At 66.7% G+C, this 21,083-nt stretch carries 26 protein-coding genes and 1 pseudogene; 16 read left to right on the forward strand and 11 right to left on the reverse strand.

Going from position 1 to position 21,083, the window contains the following annotated elements; all coding sequences use genetic code 11:
* Nucleotides 1–250: 250 nt before the first annotated feature.
* The 5 genes from GUY59_RS47880 (at nt 251) to GUY59_RS38090 (ending at nt 4,060) form a co-directional block, all read left to right on the forward strand.
* Nucleotides 251–1,051, forward strand: coding sequence for a DUF4158 domain-containing protein (locus GUY59_RS47880; RefSeq protein WP_201761820.1), 801 nt, complete (start codon nt 251–253; stop codon nt 1,049–1,051).
* Nucleotides 1,014–1,262 (forward strand): hypothetical protein, encoded by a 249-nt coding sequence (locus tag GUY59_RS47885; RefSeq protein WP_201761821.1) that lies wholly within the window; start codon nt 1,014–1,016, stop codon nt 1,260–1,262. The genes GUY59_RS47880 and GUY59_RS47885 overlap by 38 nt, the downstream gene beginning before the upstream one ends.
* The gene (locus GUY59_RS47890) at nt 1,223–1,813 is read left to right on the forward strand and encodes a hypothetical protein (protein WP_201761822.1); all 591 of its coding nucleotides are present in this window, start codon (nt 1,223–1,225) and stop codon (nt 1,811–1,813) included. The genes GUY59_RS47885 and GUY59_RS47890 overlap by 40 nt, the downstream gene beginning before the upstream one ends.
* A complete protein-coding gene (locus GUY59_RS47895; RefSeq protein ID WP_201761823.1) occupies nt 1,810–3,396 on the forward strand; it encodes a Tn3 family transposase in 1,587 nt (528 codons plus the stop codon). The genes GUY59_RS47890 and GUY59_RS47895 overlap by 4 nt, the downstream gene beginning before the upstream one ends.
* 82 nt (nt 3,397–3,478) lie before the next feature.
* Nucleotides 3,479–4,060: a recombinase family protein gene (locus tag GUY59_RS38090; RefSeq protein WP_138206788.1), complete on the forward strand. Its 582-nt coding sequence runs from the start codon at nt 3,479–3,481 to the stop codon at nt 4,058–4,060.
* 301 nt (nt 4,061–4,361) lie between these two features.
* Here GUY59_RS38090 and GUY59_RS38095 read toward each other — a convergent pair whose 3' ends face one another.
* Both GUY59_RS38095 and GUY59_RS38100 read right to left on the reverse strand, forming a co-directional pair.
* Entirely contained in the window at nt 4,362–4,889 is a 528-nt protein-coding gene (locus GUY59_RS38095) for a carboxymuconolactone decarboxylase family protein (RefSeq protein ID WP_138206790.1), read from the reverse strand.
* Entirely contained in the window at nt 4,886–5,812 is a 927-nt protein-coding gene (locus GUY59_RS38100) for an SDR family NAD(P)-dependent oxidoreductase (RefSeq protein ID WP_132628824.1), read from the reverse strand. The genes GUY59_RS38095 and GUY59_RS38100 overlap by 4 nt, the downstream gene beginning before the upstream one ends.
* Before the next feature lie 93 nt (nt 5,813–5,905).
* Between GUY59_RS38100 and GUY59_RS38105 the strand changes: the two genes are divergently transcribed.
* A complete protein-coding gene (locus tag GUY59_RS38105; protein WP_161714908.1) occupies nt 5,906–6,544 on the forward strand; it encodes a TetR/AcrR family transcriptional regulator in 639 nt (212 codons plus the stop codon).
* Nucleotides 6,545–6,864: 320 nt separating this feature from the next.
* The gene (locus tag GUY59_RS38110; protein ID WP_138206794.1) at nt 6,865–7,143 is read left to right on the forward strand and encodes a hypothetical protein; all 279 of its coding nucleotides are present in this window, start codon (nt 6,865–6,867) and stop codon (nt 7,141–7,143) included.
* 83 nt (nt 7,144–7,226) lie between these two features.
* On the opposite strand, the gene GUY59_RS38115 is transcribed toward GUY59_RS38110, so the two are convergent.
* Nucleotides 7,227–7,496, reverse strand: a complete 270-nt coding sequence (locus tag GUY59_RS38115; protein WP_138206796.1) for a hypothetical protein — start codon at nt 7,494–7,496, stop codon at nt 7,227–7,229.
* Between the two features lie 11 nt (nt 7,497–7,507).
* Here GUY59_RS38115 and GUY59_RS38120 point away from each other — a divergent pair, with 11 nt between their 5' ends.
* Both GUY59_RS38120 and GUY59_RS49385 read left to right on the forward strand, forming a co-directional pair.
* A complete protein-coding gene (locus GUY59_RS38120; RefSeq protein ID WP_138206798.1) occupies nt 7,508–7,693 on the forward strand; it encodes a hypothetical protein in 186 nt (61 codons plus the stop codon).
* A gap of 34 nt (nt 7,694–7,727) precedes the next feature.
* A complete protein-coding gene (locus tag GUY59_RS49385) occupies nt 7,728–9,416 on the forward strand; it encodes an alpha/beta fold hydrolase (RefSeq protein WP_236667896.1) in 1,689 nt (562 codons plus the stop codon).
* A 97-nt stretch (nt 9,417–9,513) separates the two neighbouring features.
* On the opposite strand, the gene GUY59_RS38135 is transcribed toward GUY59_RS49385, so the two are convergent.
* The gene (locus GUY59_RS38135) at nt 9,514–10,119 is read right to left on the reverse strand and encodes a TetR/AcrR family transcriptional regulator (RefSeq protein ID WP_138206800.1); all 606 of its coding nucleotides are present in this window, start codon (nt 10,117–10,119) and stop codon (nt 9,514–9,516) included.
* A gap of 144 nt (nt 10,120–10,263) precedes the next feature.
* Between GUY59_RS38135 and GUY59_RS38140 the strand changes: the two genes are divergently transcribed.
* Complete coding sequence (locus GUY59_RS38140) at nt 10,264–10,665, forward strand: nuclear transport factor 2 family protein (RefSeq protein ID WP_138206802.1); 402 nt, start codon at nt 10,264–10,266, stop codon at nt 10,663–10,665.
* Between the two features lie 590 nt (nt 10,666–11,255).
* Here GUY59_RS38140 and soxR read toward each other — a convergent pair.
* Nucleotides 11,256–11,675 (reverse strand): redox-sensitive transcriptional activator SoxR, encoded by a 420-nt coding sequence (gene soxR, locus GUY59_RS38145; protein ID WP_442939066.1) that lies wholly within the window; start codon nt 11,673–11,675, stop codon nt 11,256–11,258.
* Nucleotides 11,676–11,854: 179 nt separating this feature from the next.
* On the opposite strand from soxR, the gene GUY59_RS38150 reads away from it, so the two are divergent.
* Both GUY59_RS38150 and GUY59_RS38155 read left to right on the forward strand, forming a co-directional pair.
* Entirely contained in the window at nt 11,855–13,402 is a 1,548-nt protein-coding gene (locus tag GUY59_RS38150; RefSeq protein WP_138206806.1) for an MFS transporter, read from the forward strand.
* A gap of 23 nt (nt 13,403–13,425) precedes the next feature.
* A complete protein-coding gene (locus GUY59_RS38155) occupies nt 13,426–13,998 on the forward strand; it encodes an NADPH-dependent FMN reductase (RefSeq protein ID WP_330849281.1) in 573 nt (190 codons plus the stop codon).
* Between the two features lie 539 nt (nt 13,999–14,537).
* On the opposite strand, the gene GUY59_RS38160 is transcribed toward GUY59_RS38155, so the two are convergent.
* Nucleotides 14,538–14,816 carry a hypothetical protein gene (locus GUY59_RS38160; RefSeq protein WP_138206810.1) on the reverse strand — a complete coding sequence of 93 codons (279 nt, stop codon included), beginning with the start codon at nt 14,814–14,816 and terminating at the stop codon, nt 14,538–14,540.
* Nucleotides 14,817–14,887: 71 nt separating this feature from the next.
* Here GUY59_RS38160 and GUY59_RS38165 point away from each other — a divergent pair, with 71 nt between their 5' ends.
* Entirely contained in the window at nt 14,888–15,769 is an 882-nt protein-coding gene (locus GUY59_RS38165; protein WP_138206812.1) for a sigma-70 family RNA polymerase sigma factor, read from the forward strand.
* Nucleotides 15,770–15,943: 174 nt separating this feature from the next.
* Nucleotides 15,944–16,285, forward strand: a complete 342-nt coding sequence (locus GUY59_RS38170) for a DoxX family protein (RefSeq protein WP_138206814.1) — start codon at nt 15,944–15,946, stop codon at nt 16,283–16,285.
* A gap of 328 nt (nt 16,286–16,613) precedes the next feature.
* Here the strand turns inward: GUY59_RS38170 and GUY59_RS49390 are convergent.
* The 5 genes and pseudogenes from GUY59_RS49390 to GUY59_RS38200 all read right to left on the reverse strand — a co-directional run.
* Nucleotides 16,614–16,718: pseudogene (locus GUY59_RS49390) on the reverse strand (disulfide bond formation protein DsbA); the annotation flags it as partial.
* Nucleotides 16,719–17,061: 343 nt separating this feature from the next.
* On the reverse strand, nt 17,062–17,682 hold the full coding sequence (locus GUY59_RS38180) for a dihydrofolate reductase family protein (RefSeq protein WP_138206816.1): 621 nt from the start codon (nt 17,680–17,682) through the stop codon (nt 17,062–17,064).
* On the reverse strand, nt 17,682–18,188 hold the full coding sequence (locus GUY59_RS38185; RefSeq protein ID WP_138206818.1) for an SRPBCC family protein: 507 nt from the start codon (nt 18,186–18,188) through the stop codon (nt 17,682–17,684). Before GUY59_RS38185 ends, GUY59_RS38180 begins: the two co-directional genes overlap by 1 nt.
* Nucleotides 18,188–18,535 (reverse strand): ArsR/SmtB family transcription factor, encoded by a 348-nt coding sequence (locus GUY59_RS38190; protein WP_138206820.1) that lies wholly within the window; start codon nt 18,533–18,535, stop codon nt 18,188–18,190. Before GUY59_RS38190 ends, GUY59_RS38185 begins: the two co-directional genes overlap by 1 nt.
* Before the next feature lie 721 nt (nt 18,536–19,256).
* Nucleotides 19,257–19,721, reverse strand: coding sequence for a MerR family transcriptional regulator (locus GUY59_RS38200; protein WP_138206126.1), 465 nt, complete (start codon nt 19,719–19,721; stop codon nt 19,257–19,259).
* 77 nt (nt 19,722–19,798) lie between these two features.
* Between GUY59_RS38200 and GUY59_RS38205 the strand changes: the two genes are divergently transcribed.
* A complete protein-coding gene (locus tag GUY59_RS38205) occupies nt 19,799–20,413 on the forward strand; it encodes a class I SAM-dependent methyltransferase (RefSeq protein ID WP_212746302.1) in 615 nt (204 codons plus the stop codon).
* Nucleotides 20,410–21,051: a GNAT family N-acetyltransferase gene (locus tag GUY59_RS38210; protein ID WP_138206128.1), complete on the forward strand. Its 642-nt coding sequence runs from the start codon at nt 20,410–20,412 to the stop codon at nt 21,049–21,051. Before GUY59_RS38205 ends, GUY59_RS38210 begins: the two co-directional genes overlap by 4 nt.
* Nucleotides 21,052–21,083: the final 32 nt, after the last annotated feature.

Below are 21,083 nucleotides of genomic sequence, written 5' to 3' on the forward strand. Positions count from 1 at the left end.
TTCCTCATTGCTCACCACGACGGTCTTCAGCCAACGCAGCATGAGGCGGTTTGAAGCCTCCCTCCGCAGGGCGGCTCCGAAGGGCCAAGACCTTCATCATCCGAGCAGCATCGCTCCAGATCATTCGCCTACATCGAACTCTCCTTCACGTTCAGGACACACGAATACGGCAGAAACGGGCCGCGGGCTTGATCACCGGTCGTAGGATCTGAGGGTTCGCGCTGATTGGTGACGGTTTCCGGAGGTTCGGGTGGCGTCGATCGATCGGACGGCCTACCCGAGGTTCGCGCGGGCCGTGTCTGCTCGGGAGCTGACGGAGGTGTTCACCCCATCGCTGGCCGAAGTGGAGTGGGCGCGTGGCAAGACGCAGGACGATCAGCATCTGCTGGCGCTGCTGGTGTGGTTGAAGGCATACCAGCGGCTTGGGTACTTCCCGAAGCTCGGGGACGTCCCGCCGGTAGTGGCCGAGCACATCCGTGGCGTGGTCGGATTGCCAGAGCAGGTCGTGCTGACCGATGCAGCGGAGCGGTCGGCCAAGCGGCATCGGAGCTTTGTACGCCAGCGCATGGGTGTGGTGTACGACGCGGCCGGCGTACGGGTGGTGGCGGCCGAGGCCATCCGCAAGGCGGTGCAGGCGAAGGACAACCCGGCCGATGTGATCAACGTGGCGCTGGAGGAACTGGTCCGCGCGCAGTGCGAGCTGCCCGGTTACACGACGCTGGACGAGCTGACCAAGAAGATCCGTACCGAGGTCAATCGCGGCTTCTTCACGCTCGTGGCGGACCGGGTCGACCCGGCTGCACGTGCCAGGTTGGCCCGGCTGCTGGTAGTCGATCCGGTCACCCGGCGCAGCGAGTACGACGGCCTGAAGGACGTGGCGCAGGCCGCGTCCCTGGGCCAAGTTCAAGGCGCGTTTGGCGTTCTTGCAGAACCTGGACGCGCTCGGCCCGACAGAGAAATGGCTGGAGGCGATCCCGCCGGGGAAGGTCGCGCACTTCGCGGGCGAAGCGCGAGTGACCGACGTTGCCGACCTGCGCAAGGTACTGGATGAGGACAAGCGGCTCACTCTGATTGTCAGCCTCTTGCACACGGTGCGGACCGGGGTCCGCGACGACGTGGTGACGATGTTCTGCAAGCGGATGGCCGCGATCCACAAGAGGGGCCGCGACCAGCTGGAAACGCTGCGGGAGACGCACCGTGCCGAGCCGAACGGCTCCTGGGCGTGTTCGGCGACGTCCTGGACGGCGTCCGCGAGGCCATGACCTCCGTGGAACAGCAGAACACTGAGGACGGTGCCGACGCCACCATGGGCACACCGGACAACGGTGATGGCCAGGAGGCGGTGACCAAGCGGGCGGGCCGGTTGGTGCTCAAGGCCCTGGACCAAGCCGGAGGTCTGGAGGCGCTCAAGACCGCGCACGAGGCGGTTTCGGCCCATCATGGCAACAACTACCTGCCGCTGCTGGAGCAGCACTACCGCTCGCACCGCTCAGCGTTGTTGACCCTGGTGGAGTCGATCGACCTGGAGTCGACCAACGCCGAGCGCAGCGTTCTGGACGCGGTGGAGTACGTGATGGCCCAGCGCGGCGCCCGTTCCGCGTTCGTCCCCGAGCGCCTCACCGTGGAGCGGCAAGATTCCGATGGCGCCCCGGTGACTGTGACGCTGTCGGTGGCTGTCGACGCGTTCGCTTCGGGGATATGGCGGAAGATCCTCAAGGATCCGGCCCGGCCAGGCATGCTGGTACGCCGCCACCTGGAGGTGTGCGTGTTCTCCTACCTCGCCGCCGAGCTGCGATCAGCGATATCGCGGTGACCGGGTCGGACTCCTACGCCAACCTGCACGACCAGCTCATGTCCTGGGAGGAGTGCGCCCCCCTGGTCGAGAAGTTCTGCACCGAGGCCGGGCTCCCGACCGAGGCCTGCGAGCTGACCGGCCACTACAAGAAGCTCTTGGCCGACACCGCGGCGAGCGTGGACGCCGGCTATCCGGGCAACACCGACCTCCTCCTGGAGGGAGGCCGCCCCGTCCTGCGCCGCCGCAAAGGTGCCGAGCGGAGCGCAGAGGCACTCAAGCTGGAGGAGGCGGTGCATGATCGGCTGCCCCAGCGCGATCTGCTGGACATCCTCACCCGCACCGCCTACCAGCTGGGATGGCACCATCATTTCGGGCCGGCCTCCGGCTCCGACCCGAAGATCAAGGAAGCGCTCGGCCGGTATGCGCTCACGGTGTTCACCTACGGCACTCTGCTTGGTCCGGCCCAGGTCGCCGCGCACATGCGGGGTAAGGTCAGCGCCGCCGAGCTCGCCCTGGCCGCGAACAAGCACGCCACCAGCGAGAAGATCGCCAAAGCATCCACCACGGTGATCAACGCGTTCAACCAGCTCGACATCGCCTCGGTGTGGGGTGACGGCAAGACCGTGGCCGCGGACGGCTCCCAGATTGAGACGTGGGAGAACAACCTGCTCGCCGAGTCCCACATCCGATACGGAGGCTACGGAGGTCTGGCCTACAGACACATCTCCAACACCTACGTCGCCTTGTTCAGCCACTTCATACCCTGTGGGGTGTGGGAGGCGGTCTACATCATCGAGGGCCTGCTGAAGAACGCCTCGGAGATCCAGCCGGACACCATCCACGCGGACACGCAAGGCCAGTCGCTGCCGGTCTTCGGCCTGGCCGCACTTCTGGAATTTGATCTGCTGCCCCGCATCCGCAACTGGCACGACCTGATCTTCTACCGGCCTGACGCCGAGACCCGCTATGAGCACATCGACTCGCTGTTCGGCGACGAGGCGATCGACTGGCGGCTGATCGAAACTCACTGGACTGACCTGCTGCGCACCGCGATCTCCATCCGCCAGAACCGGATCTCCTCGGTCACCCTGCTGCGCAGGCTCGGCAACCACTCCCGCAAGAACCGCCTCTACCGCGCCTTTCGCGAACTCGGCCCCGCGGTGCGCACCATCACGCTCCTGCGCTATCTGTCGGATCCCGACCTGCGCGAGCAGATCACCCAGGTCACCAACCGCAACGAGGCCTTCCACGGCTTCGCCGACTGGCTCATGTTCGGCGGCAAGCTCATCGGCCACAACGATCCCGACTACCACGAGAAGATCATCAAGTTCAACGAGTTGCTGGCCAACTGCGTCATCTACTCGACTTCCTGCGACATCACCGACGCCGCCAACGCCATCGCCGCCGAAGGCCGCCCCGTCGATCACGACGACCTGGCCACCATCTCGCCCTACATCACCCACATCATTCGCCGGTTCGGCAACTGGATCCTCAACCTCAACACGCCAGCCGCTCCCACCACCCGCCTCGATCTTGAGTCTCGCGTCCTGTTCGCCCCCATGACGGGACCGGCGATCATGCTTGGTCTACTTTCTGGATAGACGTTTCTGGACGGCATCGTGACTGGCCGCTAAGGTGTCCAGAAAGGTATACGTTTCTGGACACCGCCGAGGGGGGTGGCAGATGACCGTCTGGGCGTACGCGCGCGTCTCGACGCGTGACCAGAACCCGCAACTCCAGCTCGACGCCCTGGCAGCCAGCGGCTACGACGAACTGGTTGCAGAAAAGGAATCGGGCAAACGCGGTGTCGCGCGGTCGGCATGGGAGGCGCTCCTGGCGCTGCCCAAGGGGGGCGACACCCTGAAGTTCTGGAAGTCCGACCGATGGGGCCGCTCGGCGGGGCACGTGCTGACCACCGTCCACGACCTCCGCGACCGCGGCATCACGGTGGTGTCGCTGACGGAGAACTTCGATCTGAGCAGCAAGGAAGGCCGGTTCATGTTCGCGGTCCTGGCCGCAGCCGCGGAATACGAACTGGAGCTGCGCGCCGAGCGTCAGGCCGAGGGGATCGCCGCCGCCAAGCGCCGCGAAGCCACCGGCGCCATGCTCCCCGGCAAGAAGAAGACCGGCCGGCCGCGCGTGATCGGCCCCGCCGAACTGGCCACACTACGCCGCTTGGTCGACGACGGCGCCTCGGTCACCGAAGCCGCACGCACCCTCAAAATCGGCCGCTCCACCGCCTACGCAGCACTCGCGCGCCGCTGACCAGCAACTATCCCACCCGCATCCCACTTCTGCTCTGGGGCGCCCCAGCAAGATCGTTCTCATCGATAACGGCCGTCCGCCGGTTCCTCCCCCCGTATTCTGCGGATGCTCACGGCGACAAGAGCGTCGGCCTGGTTCAGGCGCCGCTGGAGGTGTCCGTCGCGTTCGGCCTGCCCCGGTCGTCGCCCTGTCCCCACCCAGCCGGGTCACGCCCAACTCGCGCTGATCTGTCCCGTGTCTTGCATCAGGTCCACCTCACCGCGGATCGCCGGGACGTGACACGACGTGACTGGATCTCGGCCTAGCGGTCGTCGGCCACGCTGACTCCGGCGTTGGCCGCGATGCGGCTGTTGAGCATGTACTGGCCGATGCACATGATCAGCTCGACGACCTGGCGATCGGTCAGGTGCCGGCGGACGGTGGCCAGCGTGGCGTCGCTCGCTTTGACATCGTGTACCACTTCGGCGGCGAATCGCAGCACGGCGGTCTGCGCCGGCGTGAAAGCCTCCGAGCCGTAGTCGCCGTTTTCGATCGCGTCGAGCTGGCGCGGGGACAACCCGGCATCACGGGCAGACATTCGGTGGTAGACGTACTCATAGTCCGGCGAACAGTGCCAGGTGGCCACGCAGATTCCTAGTTCGGCCACCGAAGGGTGGAGTGAGCTGTCGTAGAGCACTGCGCGGTTGAAGGCGAACCACGACTCGAAAGAGTCTGATGCGTGGGCGTAGATGTGCACGACTCCCAGTCGCCTGGGCATGCTCTCGATGATCGCGCGGACTCCTGGCGGACTCTGGGCCAGGTCGGGGTAGGGCAGGCGGGTCATGGTCATGCCTCCTTGGTGGGTTCGGCGGCGTGGCGGTGTGAGCCGTTCTCGCCGTGGATGGATGCGCGGAAGTCGGCGAAGTCCCCGCTCGGGCCTGGGGCCGTGGGCATGGCATCCAACAGGGCCTGGGTGCGGGCCTTGATGAGGTCGATTCCCGCGCGGTCGGTGTGCACGTAGAGCCGGTCCTCACGGATGGCCTCAAGCACAAGGTCGCCAACATGGTCGGGGGCCACGCCATACGTCGCGAGTGTGGCCTCCACCTTCGGGGTGAGCCGTTCGACCCGGTGCCGGGCTTTGGACAGGCCTTCGGCTCCGCCCGGTTCGGTGAACGCCCTGCACGTGCTACTGGCGATCTTGGTGGCGACCGCGCCCGGGCACAGCACGGTCACCCCGACGGGGGCGCCGGCCGCCTGTAGCTGGTTGCGGAGCGACTCCGACAGGCCGACCACCGCGTACTTGGAGGTCGAGTACATGTAGCCGACGGCGGCGACCAGGCCTGCCGCGGACGCGGTGTTGACGATGTGCGCTGGGGTGCCGCGTTCCAGCATCCGTGGCAGGAAGGTCTGGACGCCGTTGATCACCCCGCCGAGATTGATGCCCAGCGTGAGGTCCCACAAGTCGTAGGTCATGTCGTCGACGGATTCGGGGAAGACGATGCCGGCGTTGTTGCACAGCACCGAGATCGGCCCGAGGCGCCGTTCTGCCTCCGCCGCGGCCTCGGCGAAGCGGCTCCGGTCACGGACGTCGAACTCGAACGTGGCCACCTCGGGGCCGGCTCCCAGCACCACCTCGGCCGCGCGCAGTGCGTCCCGGTCGACATCGACGAGTGCCAGGCGTACGCCCTGCCCGCGCAGGGCGCGGGCGATGCCGAGCCCGATCCCCTGCGCGCCGCCGGTGATGAACGCCGCCGTTCCGGCCAGTTGATCCATGGTCGTCCCTTTTCTGGTAGATGCCGACCTTCAGTCTGCGCCGAAAAATTAGACTGTGTCAAGTTTTAGTCGGTGTCTAGTAGGATGCCGAGCATGGACACCGACCCAGGACTACGCGAGCGCAAGAAGCTGCGCACCCGACGCGAACTCGCCGAAGCCGCCCTGCGCCTGTTCGCGGACCAGGGCTATGAGCCGACCACCGTGGCGCAGATCGCCGCAGCGGCGAACGTGTCACGGGCGACGTTCTTCAACTACTTCACCGACAAGGAAGACGTGCTCTTCGCTGACGCCTCCGCACACGAGGACCTCATGAAGGAGGTGCTCACCGACACCGACCGGGAGGTCACGCCTGGTCAGGCCCTCTTCCAGGCCGTGGAGCGCCTGCTCCAGGCACCCGTCTGGAGCCTGAACCCGGAAAGCGATCTCGTCCCGGTCCGGGCACGCCTGATCGTCACGGAGCCAGCCCTGCGCGCACGGGCCCTGCTCCGCATCGCGGACATACACGCAGCATGGGCCCGCGCGCTCCACGAGGCGTTCCCCGACCGGCTAGACGAGATCGAGGCCGCCACCCTGGCCGGCACCGTGATCGGCGCGGTGCTCGGCGCCGCCGCAACCCACCTGGCCACCGGCGCCGAACACGGCTCACTGCCGGGCATCGTCCGCAAGGCCGCTGAAGCGGCCCTCGCCGGACCGCGCTCGCACCCTCAAGATCGGCCGCTCCACCGTTTATGAGGCTCGGGCCCAACGCTGAGCAGCGGCTTTGTCGTCCGGTGGCCCGTTTTCGCCGTATTCCGGCGGCACCCGAACTAGGCCCATTCGGTTCGTGCTAACGTCAGGCATGTCGCAGAAATCGAACGGAGGCCAGTTGGATAATGCCTGTAGCGGGAGATTATGAAACTGGAGGAGATGGCAGCGGGATCCGCGGTTATGGCGAGGCGGACTCCGCACGAGTCCGTTGTACCGTTAGTCGCGAGCGTCTCATTTCAGTGGTCCTTGACCCACGCGTGTTGCGTTCAGACTCAGAAGAGTTGGCCGCATCGCTTATGGAGGCCGTGAACAAAGCGTTCACAGATGCGCGCGCCAGGTCAGCAGCGGAAATATCTGCCCCCCACATCGACCCACTGGCAATGGCACAACATATGCGAGAGTTGCGCGACAATCTATCCGTTCGAACGAGCCGCATCAATGCCTCCATCAACGAGGGTGTGCTGGAGGTGCGGAGCGAAGTGATGATTTCCAGCGATGTGCCAACCTTGGCATTCGCTGACATGTTCGACCAGTTGATTTGCAGTGTTGGAAGACGTCGGCAGAACATCCAAAGCAGTCACTGAAATACGTGGCGATGGTGGTAACGATGAGAAGGTAAGAGTCGTTTGCGAGCCGGAAGCTCAGATAGTTTCTATGGACAGGACAGTCAGGCGGTTTGCTCGCCGGCGGCGTCGTCGACCTCGCGCAGTTGCGCGAGGTCGACGATTTCCTGCAGCTCGTGCAGCTGGTAGTAGCCAGGCACGTCGATGGCGTGCCCGTCCTGGGTGACCTTGTACCAGACCTCGCCTACCTGCGCGTTCGGCTCCCGCATCCGGGCGAGAAGCCAGTGCGCGCTGCCCCGGTCAGCTTGACCGCCTACGCGCAGGCCGTCCGGCCCTTCGAGGTAGCGGCCCATCACGCCGCCTTGGCCAGCCATGGGGTGAGGTTATGTCGGGCGTCGCCGGCGAGGTCAACTCAAGGAACCCGGCCGACGTGCGATCATCGGTCGTTCTCGGGATCGTTCCCAGCGTCATCGCCGTCACGTGTGCGCCTGGCGTCGTCGAGGAGGGGCTTCCACCGCTTGAGGTAGTCCGGGCAGTCGTCGGTGTGGTGCTCGGTCACCGCGCCGCTTGACCCTGACGCAGGGTCAAGCTTTCAGCATGGTGGCATGACCACGGAAACCAAGGCGATTGATGTCACCGAGCTGTACGACGAGCACAACAATGATGGAGAGCGGGCGGAGAGAGGCGACAGGACGATCCGGCGCTTCACGATCCACCACGACGGCGTCACAATCCCGGTGTCTCGCGGCGGTCAGGGACGACCGCTGGTCCTGTGCCCTGGCCTAAGCTCGACCCAGGCCCACCTGCGCGAGCTGATCGAGCTGCTGAGGCGCGATCACGACGTGGTGACCTTCGACCTGCGGGGGCATGGCCTCGCCTCGACCGCCGACCGGTACTCCTTCGAGGACTTCCTCAACGATCTCGTCGCAGTGATGGCGGAGCTGGGAAACCTCGGCCTCCCAACAGCGCCCGTACTGGTGGGCTACTCGCTGGGCGCCGACTTGGCCGTGCACTATGCCTCCGAGCATCCTGACACCGTCGGCGAGCTTGTTCTCATCGACGGGGCGAACCCGGTGCCCGAACCGTTCATCACCGACGCAGTCCTGCCGGCGTTCCGCGCCATGTGGGAGGACCTGGCGACTCAGCAGGAGGCCGAGCGGGGCACCGCGCGTCAGGTGCTGCTCAGCGCCCAGGAGATTCTCGACCTGAACCTCGAGATCGACGTGATCCGGTCCGAGATCCTCGACCGGTACAGGAACATCGACCGGCCCGTCAGTATGATCATGTCGACCTCGATGGCCGGCGACAGCAGCGAAGGGCCTGCGCCGCGGTTCAACCAGAACTGGCGTGCCGGCGTCGAGCGGCTTGTCCGCGAGCATCCGCACATTGCCACCAGCTGGCTCGACGCCGATCATCAGCTGGTCTTCACCCATGCCCCGCACATCGCGCAGATCATTCTTGATCATCAGGCTCATCCTGTCGGGCGATCTCTTGAGCAGCTCCTGGAGACTGGTCTAATGCTGACCATCGGCGAGCTGGCGTCGTACGCGGGGGTGACGGTGCGTGCGGTGCGGCACTACCACGCCAAGGGGCTGCTGCCGGAGCCTGACCGGGATCACTCCGGTTACCGCAGATACGACGCCGGCGCCGTGATCGAACTGATCAAGATCCGGACCCTCGCCGAGGCCGGGGTTCCGCTGGCACGGGTGCGGGAGCTGCTGCGGGCCGGGCAGGAGGAGTTCGCCGCGGCGGTCGCAGACATCGATAGGCAGCTGCAGGCGGAGATCCGGGAGAGGCAGCGGCACCGGGAGCGAATCGCCCGGCTCGCCTCCGGGGACAGCCTGGTCCTGCCCCCGGAAGTGGTCGAGTATCTCGACCGGATGCGGGCGCTCGGGGTCGACGAGCGGATCGTTCAGGCCGATCGTGATGGCTGGATCCCGCTGGCCGCGCACTCACCCGAGCGAGTCCCGGAGTGGATGGCACGCAAGCGGGAGCAGCTCGACGATCCGCGGCTGGTCGACTTCTACCTCGCCCTGGGCCAGGCTCTTGACCGAGCCGATGACGACCCGCGGCTGGTCGAGCTGGCCGACAAGCTGGCTGCCTACCTCACGCGTATGGCCGACGAGCGGGGCGAGGACTATGTCGACGACATCGATATCGAGCTGCCGCTCGTCAAGCTGATGGACACGCTGGCGTTCGCCACTGTGCCGCCGGCGCGCCGGCTGATCGAACTGCTGAAGCAGCGAGGCTGGACGGGCTGGACCAAGCTCGAGCGCGTGACCTCCACACTGTAGGCGGCAATGGCATCGCTGACCCCGAAGACCGCGAGATCCCTTGGCGTTGGCGGCTCTCGAATGACCCATCGTGAGGACTGCTTGCTCCCCATCGAACTTACGGTGCGTGCGGCGGAGCGGAGGCCTTGGTGGTGACAAAGCCCTTCCGCAAAACCTGCAGGAGCTGTTGCGCATGCCGGGTGCTGGTGCTGGTGAGCGCGGTGCCGCTGGTCAGCGCGAGCACATCGGCAACGGAGAGGTCAGCGCGGATCGTACCAGCTCGTTGAGCCCGGGCAAGGAGCCGTTCCGCGATGGATCTCATAGAGTCGTGCCAGCGTTCGAAAAGCTCGGTACGCGGCGTGCCGCTGTGTTCGCTCGCGGCAAGGGCCAGAGTGCGTTTGGTCGCGATGTGGACGACGAAGCCGTCCAGCCAGGTGAAGAGGGCCTCGGCTGTGGAGGGTTCCGCGAGCAGCGCACGCCCCTGATCGCACAGCGCAGCCACTTCGTCTGCATATACGGCCACGAGAAGGTCGCCCCGGGTGGGGTAGTGCCGGTAGAGCGTCGCGTTGCCCACACCGGCGCGCTGCGCCACCTCATCGAGCGGGGCATCGGGACCGTGTTCCTCAAAGAGATCCTTCGCGGCGGTGAGCAGCCGCTCGGCGTTCTGTGCGGCATCGGCTCTCCGTGCCCGCCTCGGCCTGGTCGCCTTGTCCGTGTGCGTCATCCGTTCACTCTAGGTTCGAAAAACGGGGAGCTCCCCGTTAGTGTAGAGCCGAGAAACCGGGGACGTCCCCGCTTTTGTTTGAGGCACACCTCGCGACCCGACGTGGACATGCCTCCGTCGAACTCTTCAGGAGAGGAATCCGTCATGGCACTCAGCGACCAGGACCGTTTCACCATCACCGAACTGATCGCGATGCACGGTCATCTCTGCGACAGCGGGCAACTCGATCGTCTCGATGAGGTCTTCACCGTGGATGTCACCTACGACACCACCGACCTCGGGCAACGACCCCTGAAAGGTGTGGCGGCCTGCGCCGAGGCCGGCCGGGCTCTGGGCGAGCTGAATCCGGTCGGTCACCATGTCACCAACATCGTTCTCACCGAGAACGCTGATGGGACTGTGTGCGCGCTGTCCAAGGGGATCGGCATCAACGCGGACGGCACGAGCGGGAGCGTGACCTACGAAGACACCGCCGTACGCACCGACCAGGGATGGCGCATCAGCTACCGCAAGATCCTCGCACGACGAACTCCCCTAGGCAGGTGAGGCAATTCTGTCCCCTGGGCGTGGGAAACGATCTCGAAAGACCCGGGAGGCGATCTTTGCCACCGCCATATCCGTGCTGTTCGGCCCTACTCGTGAACACCCCACCAGGGGCCGTTCTTGAGACGGCTGGACTGAAGTTGACGGGATCCCGTCTGATCATCGGAATCAGGCGGGATCTTGTCGTTTCAGGAGTTTCCGAATCGGGTTCGTCCCGGTTTGGGAGCCGCGGAGCAGGTGTCCTGGAAGGCGCCGGTGGTGTCAGGGCACTGGTGGAGGTCGGAGTTCACGTCGCTGGGCATGGCGATGCCGGCTCCGGGCTGGATAGTGCGACAAGGTGATCTGAAGTGCTGGTTATGGGACGGGCGGTGGCCTGCTGCGGCCCGTGAACGGTGTGCGGTCGTCAGATGCCATTCTGCTGGCTCTCGCCGTTGCTGGCTCCTCCACTGCGGGACCTATAGCGATAACTTTGTGCGACGTGGCCGCCGAGGGCATCCCAGGCGATTGCGTTCTACCGTGTCGCGCTTTCCAGCGTTGGATGCTGAGCAGTTCGGTCTTCTGCATCCGTCCCGGAGGATTTGACGACTGCGCGGTCAGAGAGACGGGAAGCGGCTTTCATCTGCCAGTCGACGTCTCAAGAGGCGACGCGGGCCGGTGCCCTCGTCTCCGAGACGATGGTCGGGGTTGCGCAGCGCGCACCGATCGATGGAAAGGCATCCGCACCCGACGCAGTCGGACAGCTTGTCGCGCAGGCGAATGAGTTGCTCGATGCGGGTGTCGAGTTCGGCTCGCCATGAGGCGGATAGGCGGGTCCAGTCTTCCCTGTTCGGTGTGCGCTCCTCCGGAAGGCCTGCCAGCGCCTCGCCCACCATGCGCAGCGGGATGCCGACTCGCTGCGCCACCCGGATGAAGGCCACCCTGCGCAGTGTGTCGCGGGAGTAGCGTCGTTGGTTGCCCGCAGTCCTGCGGCTGCGGATCAGGCCCTTCTCTTCGTAAAAGTGCAAGGCGGTCACCGCCACACCGGCACGGGCTGCCCGACAGTGAGCTCCTTGGCGTCAAAAGGGGGCTTCGTCACGTCTCTCAGACTAGAGCTTGACCTCGCCTATAGTCGAGGTTTCATGCTTGATGGGTGACAAGATCTCCTGCGGACACCGCCCCGCCCGCCACTGCCCGCGCTGGGGGACGGGAATGGATGGGGCTTGCCGTTCTGTCCCTCCCAGCTCTCCTGGCCTCACTCGAACTGACCGTGACTCACCTGGCGCTGCCCGCCATCGGCAGAGCGCTGGCAGCCAACAGCGCTGAGCTGCTGTGGATCGTGGATGTCTATGCCTTTCTGCTCGCCGGATCCCTGATCACCATGGGCACACTGGGCGATCGGATCGGCCGCCGACGCCTCCTGCTGATCGGCGCGGCCGCGTACGGCGTCGCATCCGTGCTCGCGGCCTACGCTCCCAGCACGGGCGCGCTCATCGCGGTCCGTGCGCTACTCGGAATCTCTGGCGCTACGTTGATGCCGTCCGTGCTCTCCCTGACTGTCGCCATGTTCCGGGATCCGCGGCAACGCACCGTCGCCGTCGGGATCGTCATTGCCAGCGTGTCCGGAGGCACCGCGATCGGCCCTCTCGTGGGCGGGTGGTTGCTGGAGCGCTTCTGGTGGGGGTCGGTGTTCCTGCTCGGCGTGCCGGTGATGGCGCTGCTCCTGGCGCTGGGGCCGATCCTGCTGCCCGAGCGACGCGACGCGGGGGCAGGGCGGTTGGACCCGATCAGCGCCGCACTGTCGCTGGCTGCGGTGTTGCCGGCGGTCTACGGTCTCAAGCAGATCGCCGCCGACGGTCCCGGCTGGTTGCCCGTGCTCTCCGTCACAGTCGGGCTGCTGTTCGCCGTCGTCTTCCTGCGCAGGCAGCGCGCGTTGCGCCACCCGCTGATCGACCTGAGTTTGTTTGTGAACCGGGCGTTCAGCACCGCCGTGGCCACGCTGGCGCTCGGCATCTTCGTGTTGTGGGGTTTCAACTACGCCTTCGCACAATATCTGCAGTTGGTGCGCGGGCTCTCGCCGCTGGAGGCGGGTCTGTGGACGGCGCCTTCAGCTATCGGGGTAATCGTCGGATCGACGGTGGCCTCCAGAATCGTGCGTTGGATAGCCCCAGGGCCGGTCATCGCGGCCGGACTGGCCCTGGCTGCCGTCGGCTTCGTCGTGGTCGCCCAGGCGGGCATGACTGCCGGGACAAGTGCCCTGGCTCTCCTGGTCACCGGGGCCATCATCGTGTCCGCTGGGCTCGGTCCGATGATGGCGCTGGCCACCGACATGGTCGTCGGTACCGCACCCCCCGAGCAGGCGGGCGCCGCCTCGGCGATCTCCTCGACCGCGCCTCAACTCGGCGGTGCACTCGGCATCGCGCTCCTTGGCAGCGCCATCACCGCGGTGTACCGGAGCGAAATGAGCCGCGCTGTCGTGGCGGGCCTCCCCTCAGAAGCCGTGTCCGCCGCGAGAGAGAGCCTGGGCGGCGCCGTGACGGCGAGTCACATTCTTCCCTACCGGCCCGGGGCCATGCTGCTCAGCACAGCCCGTGAAGCGTTCACTGCAGGGTTGCAGCTGAGCGCTGTGGCCAGCGCCGCAACCGTGGCAGGCATGGCCGTCACGGTCGCGGTCATGCTAGGGCGCGGCCGAGTCGACGCCAGCCAACCGCCCGACGCTGATCGGACATCCACCTACACGCGACGAAGGCACAATCCCTCATGACTCCAGAACGTCTCAGACTTGCGGTGATCATCGGCAGCGTCCGAGAGGGCCGGTTCGCGCCCGTCGTCGCCAGGTGGTTCGTCACACAAGCGGAGAGCCGTCATCGCCTGCAGGTGGAGGTCATCGACCTGGCCACAACACCCTTGCCGTACGCCCAACAAAGCCGACCCGTACCCGACGGGGTGTACGACTCGCCACTGGTGCGCGCATTCGCCGACCGAATCCGTATCGCAGACGCTTTTGTCATCGTCACCCCGGAGTACAACCACGGCTATCCAGGGCCACTTAAGCTTGCGATCGACTCTGTCTGTCCAGAGTGGCACGCGAAACCGGTTGGATTCGTCGCCTATGGCGGTATTTCCGGTGGTCTACGCGCAGTTGAGCAACTCCGGCCTGTCTTCGCCGAACTTCAGGCAGTCACTATCAGAAACACCGTCAGCTTTCACCGGGTGCACGGCCAGTTCGACACGGACGGAAACCTCAAAGACCCAGATACGTTCAGCGCCGCGGCCGCGGCGCTGCTCGACCAGCTGACCTGGTGGGCCGGCGTTCTGCGCAATGCCCGGGCCACCTGCACCTGTGAGCAACGGGTGTAGCTCGTTTCTGGGGCTGGGATCAACCCGTGAGCGATGTCCCATCCTGGTGGCGGGCTTGTAGGGCGCGGTGTCGTTCGCGATCGAGGCGACAAGCCCAGTGGACGTCCAGGTCATTGTTGGAGATCACAACGCGAAGCTGTGACTCCCGGACATATGCACGGCCGTTGGGCCCTCGACCGAGTCTGCCCCGTCACGGAATCCGTGCCAACGCCGGTATTCACGTGCACGGGTGCAGGCCGTGCCTCGCCGTCAACGGGAACGGCTGGAGTCACCACGGGCAGCGGACCGCTGGCGGGCGGCCTGCACGACCGCGCCGTCACCTGCTCCGCCGTGTACGACGATCGCGGAAGCGGTACAGGTGAGCCGACAAGTGCGGGTCGGAACGAGGTGTAACCGCGTCGGTGAGTTGCTGGGAAACGATCAGTGCCGTCTCGGGAAGCGATCTTCGAACCCACGCTTGCCGATCGGGAAGCCATCTCACTCGGATTCTCTACCTGTGTCGGCTGTCGCCGAAGATGGTGTTCATCGTTTGAGCACCTTTAGTGATCCAGGGCGGCCAGGCCGGAGCGGTCGAAGGCCGCCTGAGTAGCGGCCCATGTGGTGTTGCCGGCTTGGAAGACCGCGAGGACGTCGCTGACCGTGGTGCCGGTCGTGGTCGCGATGTGGTCCGCCACGCCAGGTGAAAGGCCTCGGGTACGGGCGAGGAACCCGATCGCCTCGGTGAGGTCGTCGTGGTCCTCGCGCAGGAGGCGTTGTTCGATCCAGCGGGTGAACCCGCTGTGGAAGCGGGTCGCCGCAGGAGCTCGTTCGGACGCCATAGCTCCCTCTTTGGGCTGATATGTCGGAAAGTATCCTTCCCTTTCGACATTGGTTCACGGAGGAACGTGACATGGACGAACAGCATTGGCTGGCGGAGCGGTTCGCCGAGCATCGCTCGCATCTGCGCGCGGTGGCCTTTCGGATGCTCGGCTCGCTGAGTGAGGCCGACGACGCGCTGCAGGAGGCCTGGCTGCGTGCCAGCCGGGCCGACGTCGGCCATGTGGACAACATGGCCGGATGGCTGACCACGGTCGTGGCCCGGGTGTGCCTGAACATGCTGCGTTCACGCGGTCAGCGCCGCGAGGAACCGCTGGACATCCAGGCGGCCGATCCGCTGCTCGGCCCCGCGCCGGCGGGTGATCCCGAACACGAGGTGGTGATGGCCGACTCGGTGGGGGTGGCGCTGCTGGTGGTACTGGACACCCTGAGCCCGGCCGAGCGGCTCGCCTTCGTGCTGCACGATCTGTTCGCCGTACCGTTCGAACAGATCTCCCCCATGCTGGAGCGATCACCGGAGGCGACCCGGCAACTGGCCAGCCGCGCGCGTCGCCGGGTCAAGGGCGCCGCACCCTTGCCACACGTCGATCTGACCCGTCAGCGGGAGATCGTCGAGGCATTCCTGTCGGCCACGCGCGGCCAGGACTTCCGGGCGCTGATCACGCTGCTCCACCCCGAGGTCACCCTCCGCGCCGACAGGGCCGTCATGCTGACCGCCGAACCTGTGATGGTGGCGGGAGCCGAGCCCGTCGCCAAGGGCGCGATGGCCGCCATGCAGCGGGCCCAGTTCACCGGACCCGCCCTCCTCGACGGCGCCGTCGGCCTGGTGATGGCTCCCCACGGCCACCTGCGGGTGGCACTCACCTTCACGATCGCCGACGGCCTCATCACCGCCATCGACGTCATCGCTGAACCCGATCGTCTCGGCCAGCTCCATCTGGCAGTCCTCGACTGACACAGGCGGGCAGGCGGATCGCTGCGATCCACCTGCCCGGCCAGCTTGCCTGTGACGCACATCACAGCCGCCGTCGGTCACATCGCCGTACGGCGGCGGGTCAAGGCAGCGACGGACTCACCGATCACCGCCGCTGCGTCCCCCGCCCGGCGTCATCCAAGCAAGGAACACCCCATGGTTCACAGCATCGTCACCGTTCTGGCCGCCGCCTGGGTGGCATTCTCCGCCTACGCCATCCTCACCCGCGCCGCGTGGGTCATCGAGCCGCTGCAATCGTACGGTGTCCCCGCCTCATGGTGGCCCTGGCTCGGCGCCGCCAAGGCCGCAGGGGCAGCGGGCCTGCTGGCCGGCCTGGTCGTGCCCATGATCGGCATCCTGGCCGGGATCGGCCTGGTGGTGTACTTCGCCGGGGCCGTCATCACCGTGCTCCGCGCCCGCTCCTACAAGACTGTCGCTTACCCGATCCTGTACCTCGTCCCGGTCATCGCTGCACTCCTGCTGGGAGCCGCCGCCTGAGCACACAGCCAGAGCCCAGGCCGACCGTCCGCCCAGAACCCACCCCGGCTGTCCCGCAGCGCGGGGGAACCAGGGTTTCAGTTCCATCACAGTGACCAGCTGTCGCGAGAGGCGGGAAGCGATCACGCCCGATCCGGGAAGCGATCTTCCGGCACCTGTCGTCGATGCTGCTCAGCCCTACTCGTGAACACCCCTTCCGTCCGGCATTGGCGGCAGCTCACGGCGCGCCCGGAGGCTCATGCGGCTGCTGTTCGCCTCGTAGGCGGACGAACAGGAGAGCTTTCACGGGCGCAGCCGCGGCGGGCGCCGGCAGAGCTGTGTTGTCCACTCACTCGAAGCACGGTTGGACGCTCCGGTCCCGGCTCCGCTTGAGCTCGAAGAAGCCTTTCGTCCCGGCGACCATGACCAGGCCGTCCCAGAGTCGGCCGGCAGCCGGGGGTCAGCACGGTCCTGTCGTTCATGACGGCAGTATTGTCGCGGCTGCCGGCGGTCAGGTGAAAGGCAGCGTCATGAGCGACTGACACAGCTGCGGGTCTGCCAAGTGGGGATGGCGTACATGGCAAGGGAGGGAATCCTCTGGTGGATCCTTAACTCCCACAACTCCGAGACCGCTCCACGGTGTGGTCGTCCAGCAGACGCGGAGCGCGCCGCGCCGGCCGTCTCCTCGGTGGACCACCTCACCGCAGAGGCTGGCCCGGGCCATTTTCCGCGGAGAACTACGCGGCATCGAGGATTATCGCGCTGCTGACCTCGGCGGGGCGCTGAGGTCGGGACGGTTACCGGTCCCGGACTGTGTAGGTCAGGTGGGTCACCTGCTGTGTCGGCTCCGCGCGGATCGGCTCCAGGGCCACGCGGTTCGCGTCCACGCCCTCGAACAGGCGGATTCCGGAGCCGAACAGCACGGGTGAAAGGGCGATCGAGAACTCGTCGACGAGGCCGGCGTTCAGGTACTCCAGGATCGTCGCTCCGCCTCCCGCGATGCGGACGTCGCGGTCGCCGGCGGCCTCGCGGGCCTGGTCGAGCGCGGTCTCGATGCCGTCGTTGACGAAGTGGAAGATGGTCCCGCCCGGCCGCTCCCAGGGGTCACGCTTCTCGTGCGTCACGACGAACACCGGCGTGTGGAACGGCGCCTCCTCCGGCCACATCCGCTCGCCGGCGTCGAACATGCGCCTGCCCATCACGCTCGCGCCGGTGCGCTCGAACGTCTCCCGCACGATGTCGTTGTCGCGCCCTTCCTTGCCGCCCTTGCCAAGCTTCAGGTTCTCCCGGAAGAACCGCTGCGGGAAGATCCACTGCTGCAGTTCCATCCACTGCCGCTTCATCAAATCCTCGGAGGACTCGGGTGCGATGAAACCGTCAAGCGACATCGACACGCTGAAGAACACCTTCCCGGCCATCAGCCCTCAGCTCCCTTCCGAACGATCTCGGTGACGTAGGCGGCCAGGTTGCTCAGGGTCTGCCGGCCGGCCTCGATCGCGTGGTGCTTGTCGACCGCTTCGTCGCGCAGCTCCTTGGTGGGGAATACCGTGCGCATCTCGATCCGGGTCGCCGCCCCCTCTGGCGCGAACGCGAGAACCGACTCGAAGGCGTTCGGGTCACCGCGGTACTCGCCGTGCAGCAGCACGATCCGCTCCGGCGCGACGATCTCGGTCCAGGTGATCCACTCCTGGTAGTCCGTCCTATCCGGTCCGTGCATCACGAAGTCCCACTCCCCGCCGACGCGGAACTCGAAGGACCGGGTGGTGGTGGTGAAGCCCTCCGGACCCCACCACCGCGACAGGTGCCGCACCTCGGTGAACGCCTCGAACACCAGCTCTCGTGGGGCGTCGATGACCCGGGAGATCACCGTCTCGCGGTCGGCCGTCGCGGACTGCGCCGGCGCTCGTTGTCCCGTCTCGTTCATCAGTTACTTCCTTCCTGTCTTGCCTGCTTAAGATCCTGTACGTACGCGTCCAGCCGGTCGAAGCTCTCGTTCCAGAACTGCTCGAACCCGCCGGTCCACTCGTGGACCGGTCGCAGCCCGCGGGCGTCCAGGCCGTATAAGCGCTGCTTGCCTGCCTTGCGGTCCCGCACCAGCCCGACCTGCCGGAGCACCCGCAGGTGTTTGGACGCCCGCGGCTGGGTCATCCCCAGCTCCCGGGCCAACTCGGTCACCGGCCGCTCACCCGCCCGCAGCAGTGCCAGGATCTCCCGGCGCTGCGGCTCGGCGATCGCGTTGAAGACGTCCGACGTCGTCGCTGCTCGTGCCATGGCCGCCATCATATGCCTATATCGGCATGCTTCAATCCGGCGAAATCAGGCGGGTCTTGTCAGATGACGATGGGGGACCCTTGTCAGCGGCTGCGGAAACGTTCCCAGCCGTCCAGCAGCGTCCACGCCGCGATCAGCTCCTCCGGCTCCCCACTCCCGACGCACCCGAACCCGAACCCACCCTCCACCCGACCGCCTCCCAAACGATCACGAACCGCAATCATGATCTCTCGCGCCGCTACCTGGCGGCTGGGGACTTGTTCGGGAGCGGAGGGCCTGGATTTCTTAGTCCGGCGGGAGGAGTACGCAGGGCCGTGGTTCCCATCGAGCCGCTGCTGTCCGACCCTTACCTAGACCCCGAGCGGTCCGCGGAGCTGGCCGACTCCTTTGCCGATGGCGGCCCTGCTGCTGGAGCGGCTGTCCCCTTGAGCGGGCGGTCTTCCTACTGCGAGAGGTGTTCGACTTCGGTTTTCCCGAGGTCGCCTCGGCCGTGGGCCGCTCGGAGGCGGCGTGCCGCCAGCTGGTGGTACGGGCACGGCGCCATATGGCCGCCGGCTGCCCCCGCTTCGAGGCGGAACGCAAAGAGCGAGAAGAACTGGCGCCGCGCTTCTTCGACGCCCTCCGCGAAGGCGACGTCGCCGGCCTGCAGAACCTGCCCATGCTCCGGGCAAAGGTCGAGGGCGGGCCTGCGCGAGGTTCACCCACTGGTGTGGTGGCGGGTTCAGCTGCCGCCGACGGCGACCCTGGACACGCACTCATGCGCCTCTTGGAGCGATGCCCCTTCCAGCCGCGCCGCGAGTATGCGGGCGAAGGTGGGGCACTCGAAGACATCGTCGTGCGGACAGGCCAGTGCATGGGCGATGGCCTCGCGCGCCACCTGCGCCTTGGCGATCCGCTCGTCCAGCTCGGCAAGCTTGCGCCGGAACGGCTCCCGCAGCCCGGACACGGGCGGTTCACCGGCCGGTGGACGGCGGGCGACAAGCTCGTTGATCTCGCGCAGGGTGAAACCGGCGTCGCGCAACAGGAGGATGACACCGACCTGGCCGACCATCGCCGATGAGTAGCGCCGTTGCCCCGCGCTCCGGGCCGGCGGGGACAGCAGGCCGAGATCCTCCCAGTAGCGCAGCGTGGAAGTGGCGACCCCCACGCGGTTCGCCAGCTCACCAATCGTCAGCTGCTCGCCCATTTGACTTCAAGCATACTTGAAGCCGTTGACTCGCGAACATGCCGACAGCAGACGCAGGACTCAAGCAACGCGCACTCATGACAGTAGTGCGACAGTTCCACTACCCCCGAGGCGTCGCCGGGCGGGTGGTCGGCTGGTTCATGGCCCATCGCGGCTCCAACCGGCAGCGCAACATCTGGGCGGTACGGCTGCTCGACATCCAGCCCACGGACCGGGTACTGGAGGTCGGCTTCGGCCCTGGCATCGCCATCGCCGAGCTCGCCCGCCTGGCCACCCGGGGCCACGTCTACGGTATCGACCACTCACAGGTCATGGTCGGTCAGGCCCGCCGGCGCAACGCCGCCGCCGTCCGGGCTCACCGCGTCCACCTCACGCACGCGTCCGTGGACCGGCTGCCGGGCTTCGACCATCCGCTCGACGCCATCCTCGCCGTTAACTCCCTGGGGTTCTGGCCCGCCCCCGTCGAACAGCTTCGTCAGCTACGTGGCCTGCTCCGCCCCGGCGGACGCATCGCGCTCGTCAGCCAGCCCCGATGCCCCGGCGCCGACAGAGACACCACGGGCCGGGCCGCCCAGGAGCTCCAGGACCTGCTCACCGAGGCCGGCTTCGCCCACCTCCGGGCCGAGATCCTCGACATCGATCCGCCCGCGGCCTGTGTTCTCGCCGACAACCCGGCCGGGATGCCGTCATGAGCGCCGACGGCATCCCGGCCGCCCTGCCCGCCGACATCTGCCTCACCGGTCTCGGACTCCTCCTGCGGGAGTGGACCGATGACGACCTGCCCGTGATGGTCGAGCTGTTCAACGACCCTCAGGTCGGCCTCTGGACCCCGGTGCGCGTCCCCTTCGACAAAGAGGCCGCCGGCGCCTACCTGGCCCGAGCCCGGCAGCGCCGCTCCGATGGCCTGTGCGTCCAACTAGCCATCACCGCCGACGGTGACGCACCGATGGGCGAGATCCTGCTCTTCCGGACCGGGAGCCCCGGCGAGGCCGAACTCGCCTACGCTGTCGGCCCTCGCCACCGCCGGCGGCGCCTGGCCACCCGCGCGGTGCAGCTGATCACCGGCTACGCGTACGACGTCCTGGGAATGGATCACCTCCTCCTGCGCATCGCCCAGGACAACCGGGGCAGCGTCGCCGTAGCCCGCAGCGCCGGTTTCGGACCCACCGACGCCACCCCCCTCACCCGGGCAGGCAGCCGACATCCCCTCCACACCTGGCAGCATCACGGCGCTGAGAGGGCGTTACGCAAGTTGATGTCCGCTTCGTCGCTTGCGCTGGATGGTGCAGGCTGGTCAGGGCATGGTTCGCCGGGCTACGGGAGCGGTTGAGCGAACAAACCTGGCTCGTTCTCCACGAGGAC

The organism is Nonomuraea sp. K271 (genome assembly GCF_009908215.1).
In the GTDB taxonomy this organism is placed as follows: domain Bacteria; phylum Actinomycetota; class Actinomycetes; order Streptosporangiales; family Streptosporangiaceae; genus Nonomuraea; species Nonomuraea longispora.

Bases quoted from the DNA above. Each gene is read 5' to 3' on its own strand.
- GUY59_RS38210 (WP_138206128.1), top strand. From the start codon at position 20,410: ATGAGCGCCGACGGCATCCCGGCCGCCCTGCCCGCCGACATCTGCCTC.
- GUY59_RS38095 (WP_138206790.1), bottom strand. From the start codon at position 4,889: ATGACCATGACCCGCCTGCCCTACCCCGACCTGGCCCAGAGTCCGCCA.
- GUY59_RS38160 (WP_138206810.1), bottom strand. From the start codon at position 14,816: ATGGCGTCCGAACGAGCTCCTGCGGCGACCCGCTTCCACAGCGGGTTC.
- GUY59_RS49385 (WP_236667896.1), top strand. From the start codon at position 7,728: ATGACCACGGAAACCAAGGCGATTGATGTCACCGAGCTGTACGACGAG.
- GUY59_RS38150 (WP_138206806.1), top strand. From the start codon at position 11,855: ATGGGGCTTGCCGTTCTGTCCCTCCCAGCTCTCCTGGCCTCACTCGAA.
- GUY59_RS38200 (WP_138206126.1), bottom strand. From the start codon at position 19,721: ATGGGCGAGCAGCTGACGATTGGTGAGCTGGCGAACCGCGTGGGGGTC.
- GUY59_RS38115 (WP_138206796.1), bottom strand. From the start codon at position 7,496: ATGGCTGGCCAAGGCGGCGTGATGGGCCGCTACCTCGAAGGGCCGGAC.
- GUY59_RS38100 (WP_132628824.1), bottom strand. From the start codon at position 5,812: ATGGATCAACTGGCCGGAACGGCGGCGTTCATCACCGGCGGCGCGCAG.
- GUY59_RS38090 (WP_138206788.1), top strand. From the start codon at position 3,479: ATGACCGTCTGGGCGTACGCGCGCGTCTCGACGCGTGACCAGAACCCG.
- GUY59_RS38165 (WP_138206812.1), top strand. From the start codon at position 14,888: ATGGACGAACAGCATTGGCTGGCGGAGCGGTTCGCCGAGCATCGCTCG.
- GUY59_RS38180 (WP_138206816.1), bottom strand. From the start codon at position 17,682: ATGGCCGGGAAGGTGTTCTTCAGCGTGTCGATGTCGCTTGACGGTTTC.
- GUY59_RS38185 (WP_138206818.1), bottom strand. From the start codon at position 18,188: ATGAACGAGACGGGACAACGAGCGCCGGCGCAGTCCGCGACGGCCGAC.
- GUY59_RS38120 (WP_138206798.1), top strand. From the start codon at position 7,508: ATGTCGGGCGTCGCCGGCGAGGTCAACTCAAGGAACCCGGCCGACGTG.
- GUY59_RS38205 (WP_212746302.1), top strand. From the start codon at position 19,799: ATGACAGTAGTGCGACAGTTCCACTACCCCCGAGGCGTCGCCGGGCGG.
- GUY59_RS38190 (WP_138206820.1), bottom strand. From the start codon at position 18,535: ATGGCACGAGCAGCGACGACGTCGGACGTCTTCAACGCGATCGCCGAG.
- GUY59_RS38135 (WP_138206800.1), bottom strand. From the start codon at position 10,119: ATGACGCACACGGACAAGGCGACCAGGCCGAGGCGGGCACGGAGAGCC.
- GUY59_RS38140 (WP_138206802.1), top strand. From the start codon at position 10,264: ATGGCACTCAGCGACCAGGACCGTTTCACCATCACCGAACTGATCGCG.
- GUY59_RS38105 (WP_161714908.1), top strand. From the start codon at position 5,906: ATGGACACCGACCCAGGACTACGCGAGCGCAAGAAGCTGCGCACCCGA.
- GUY59_RS38170 (WP_138206814.1), top strand. From the start codon at position 15,944: ATGGTTCACAGCATCGTCACCGTTCTGGCCGCCGCCTGGGTGGCATTC.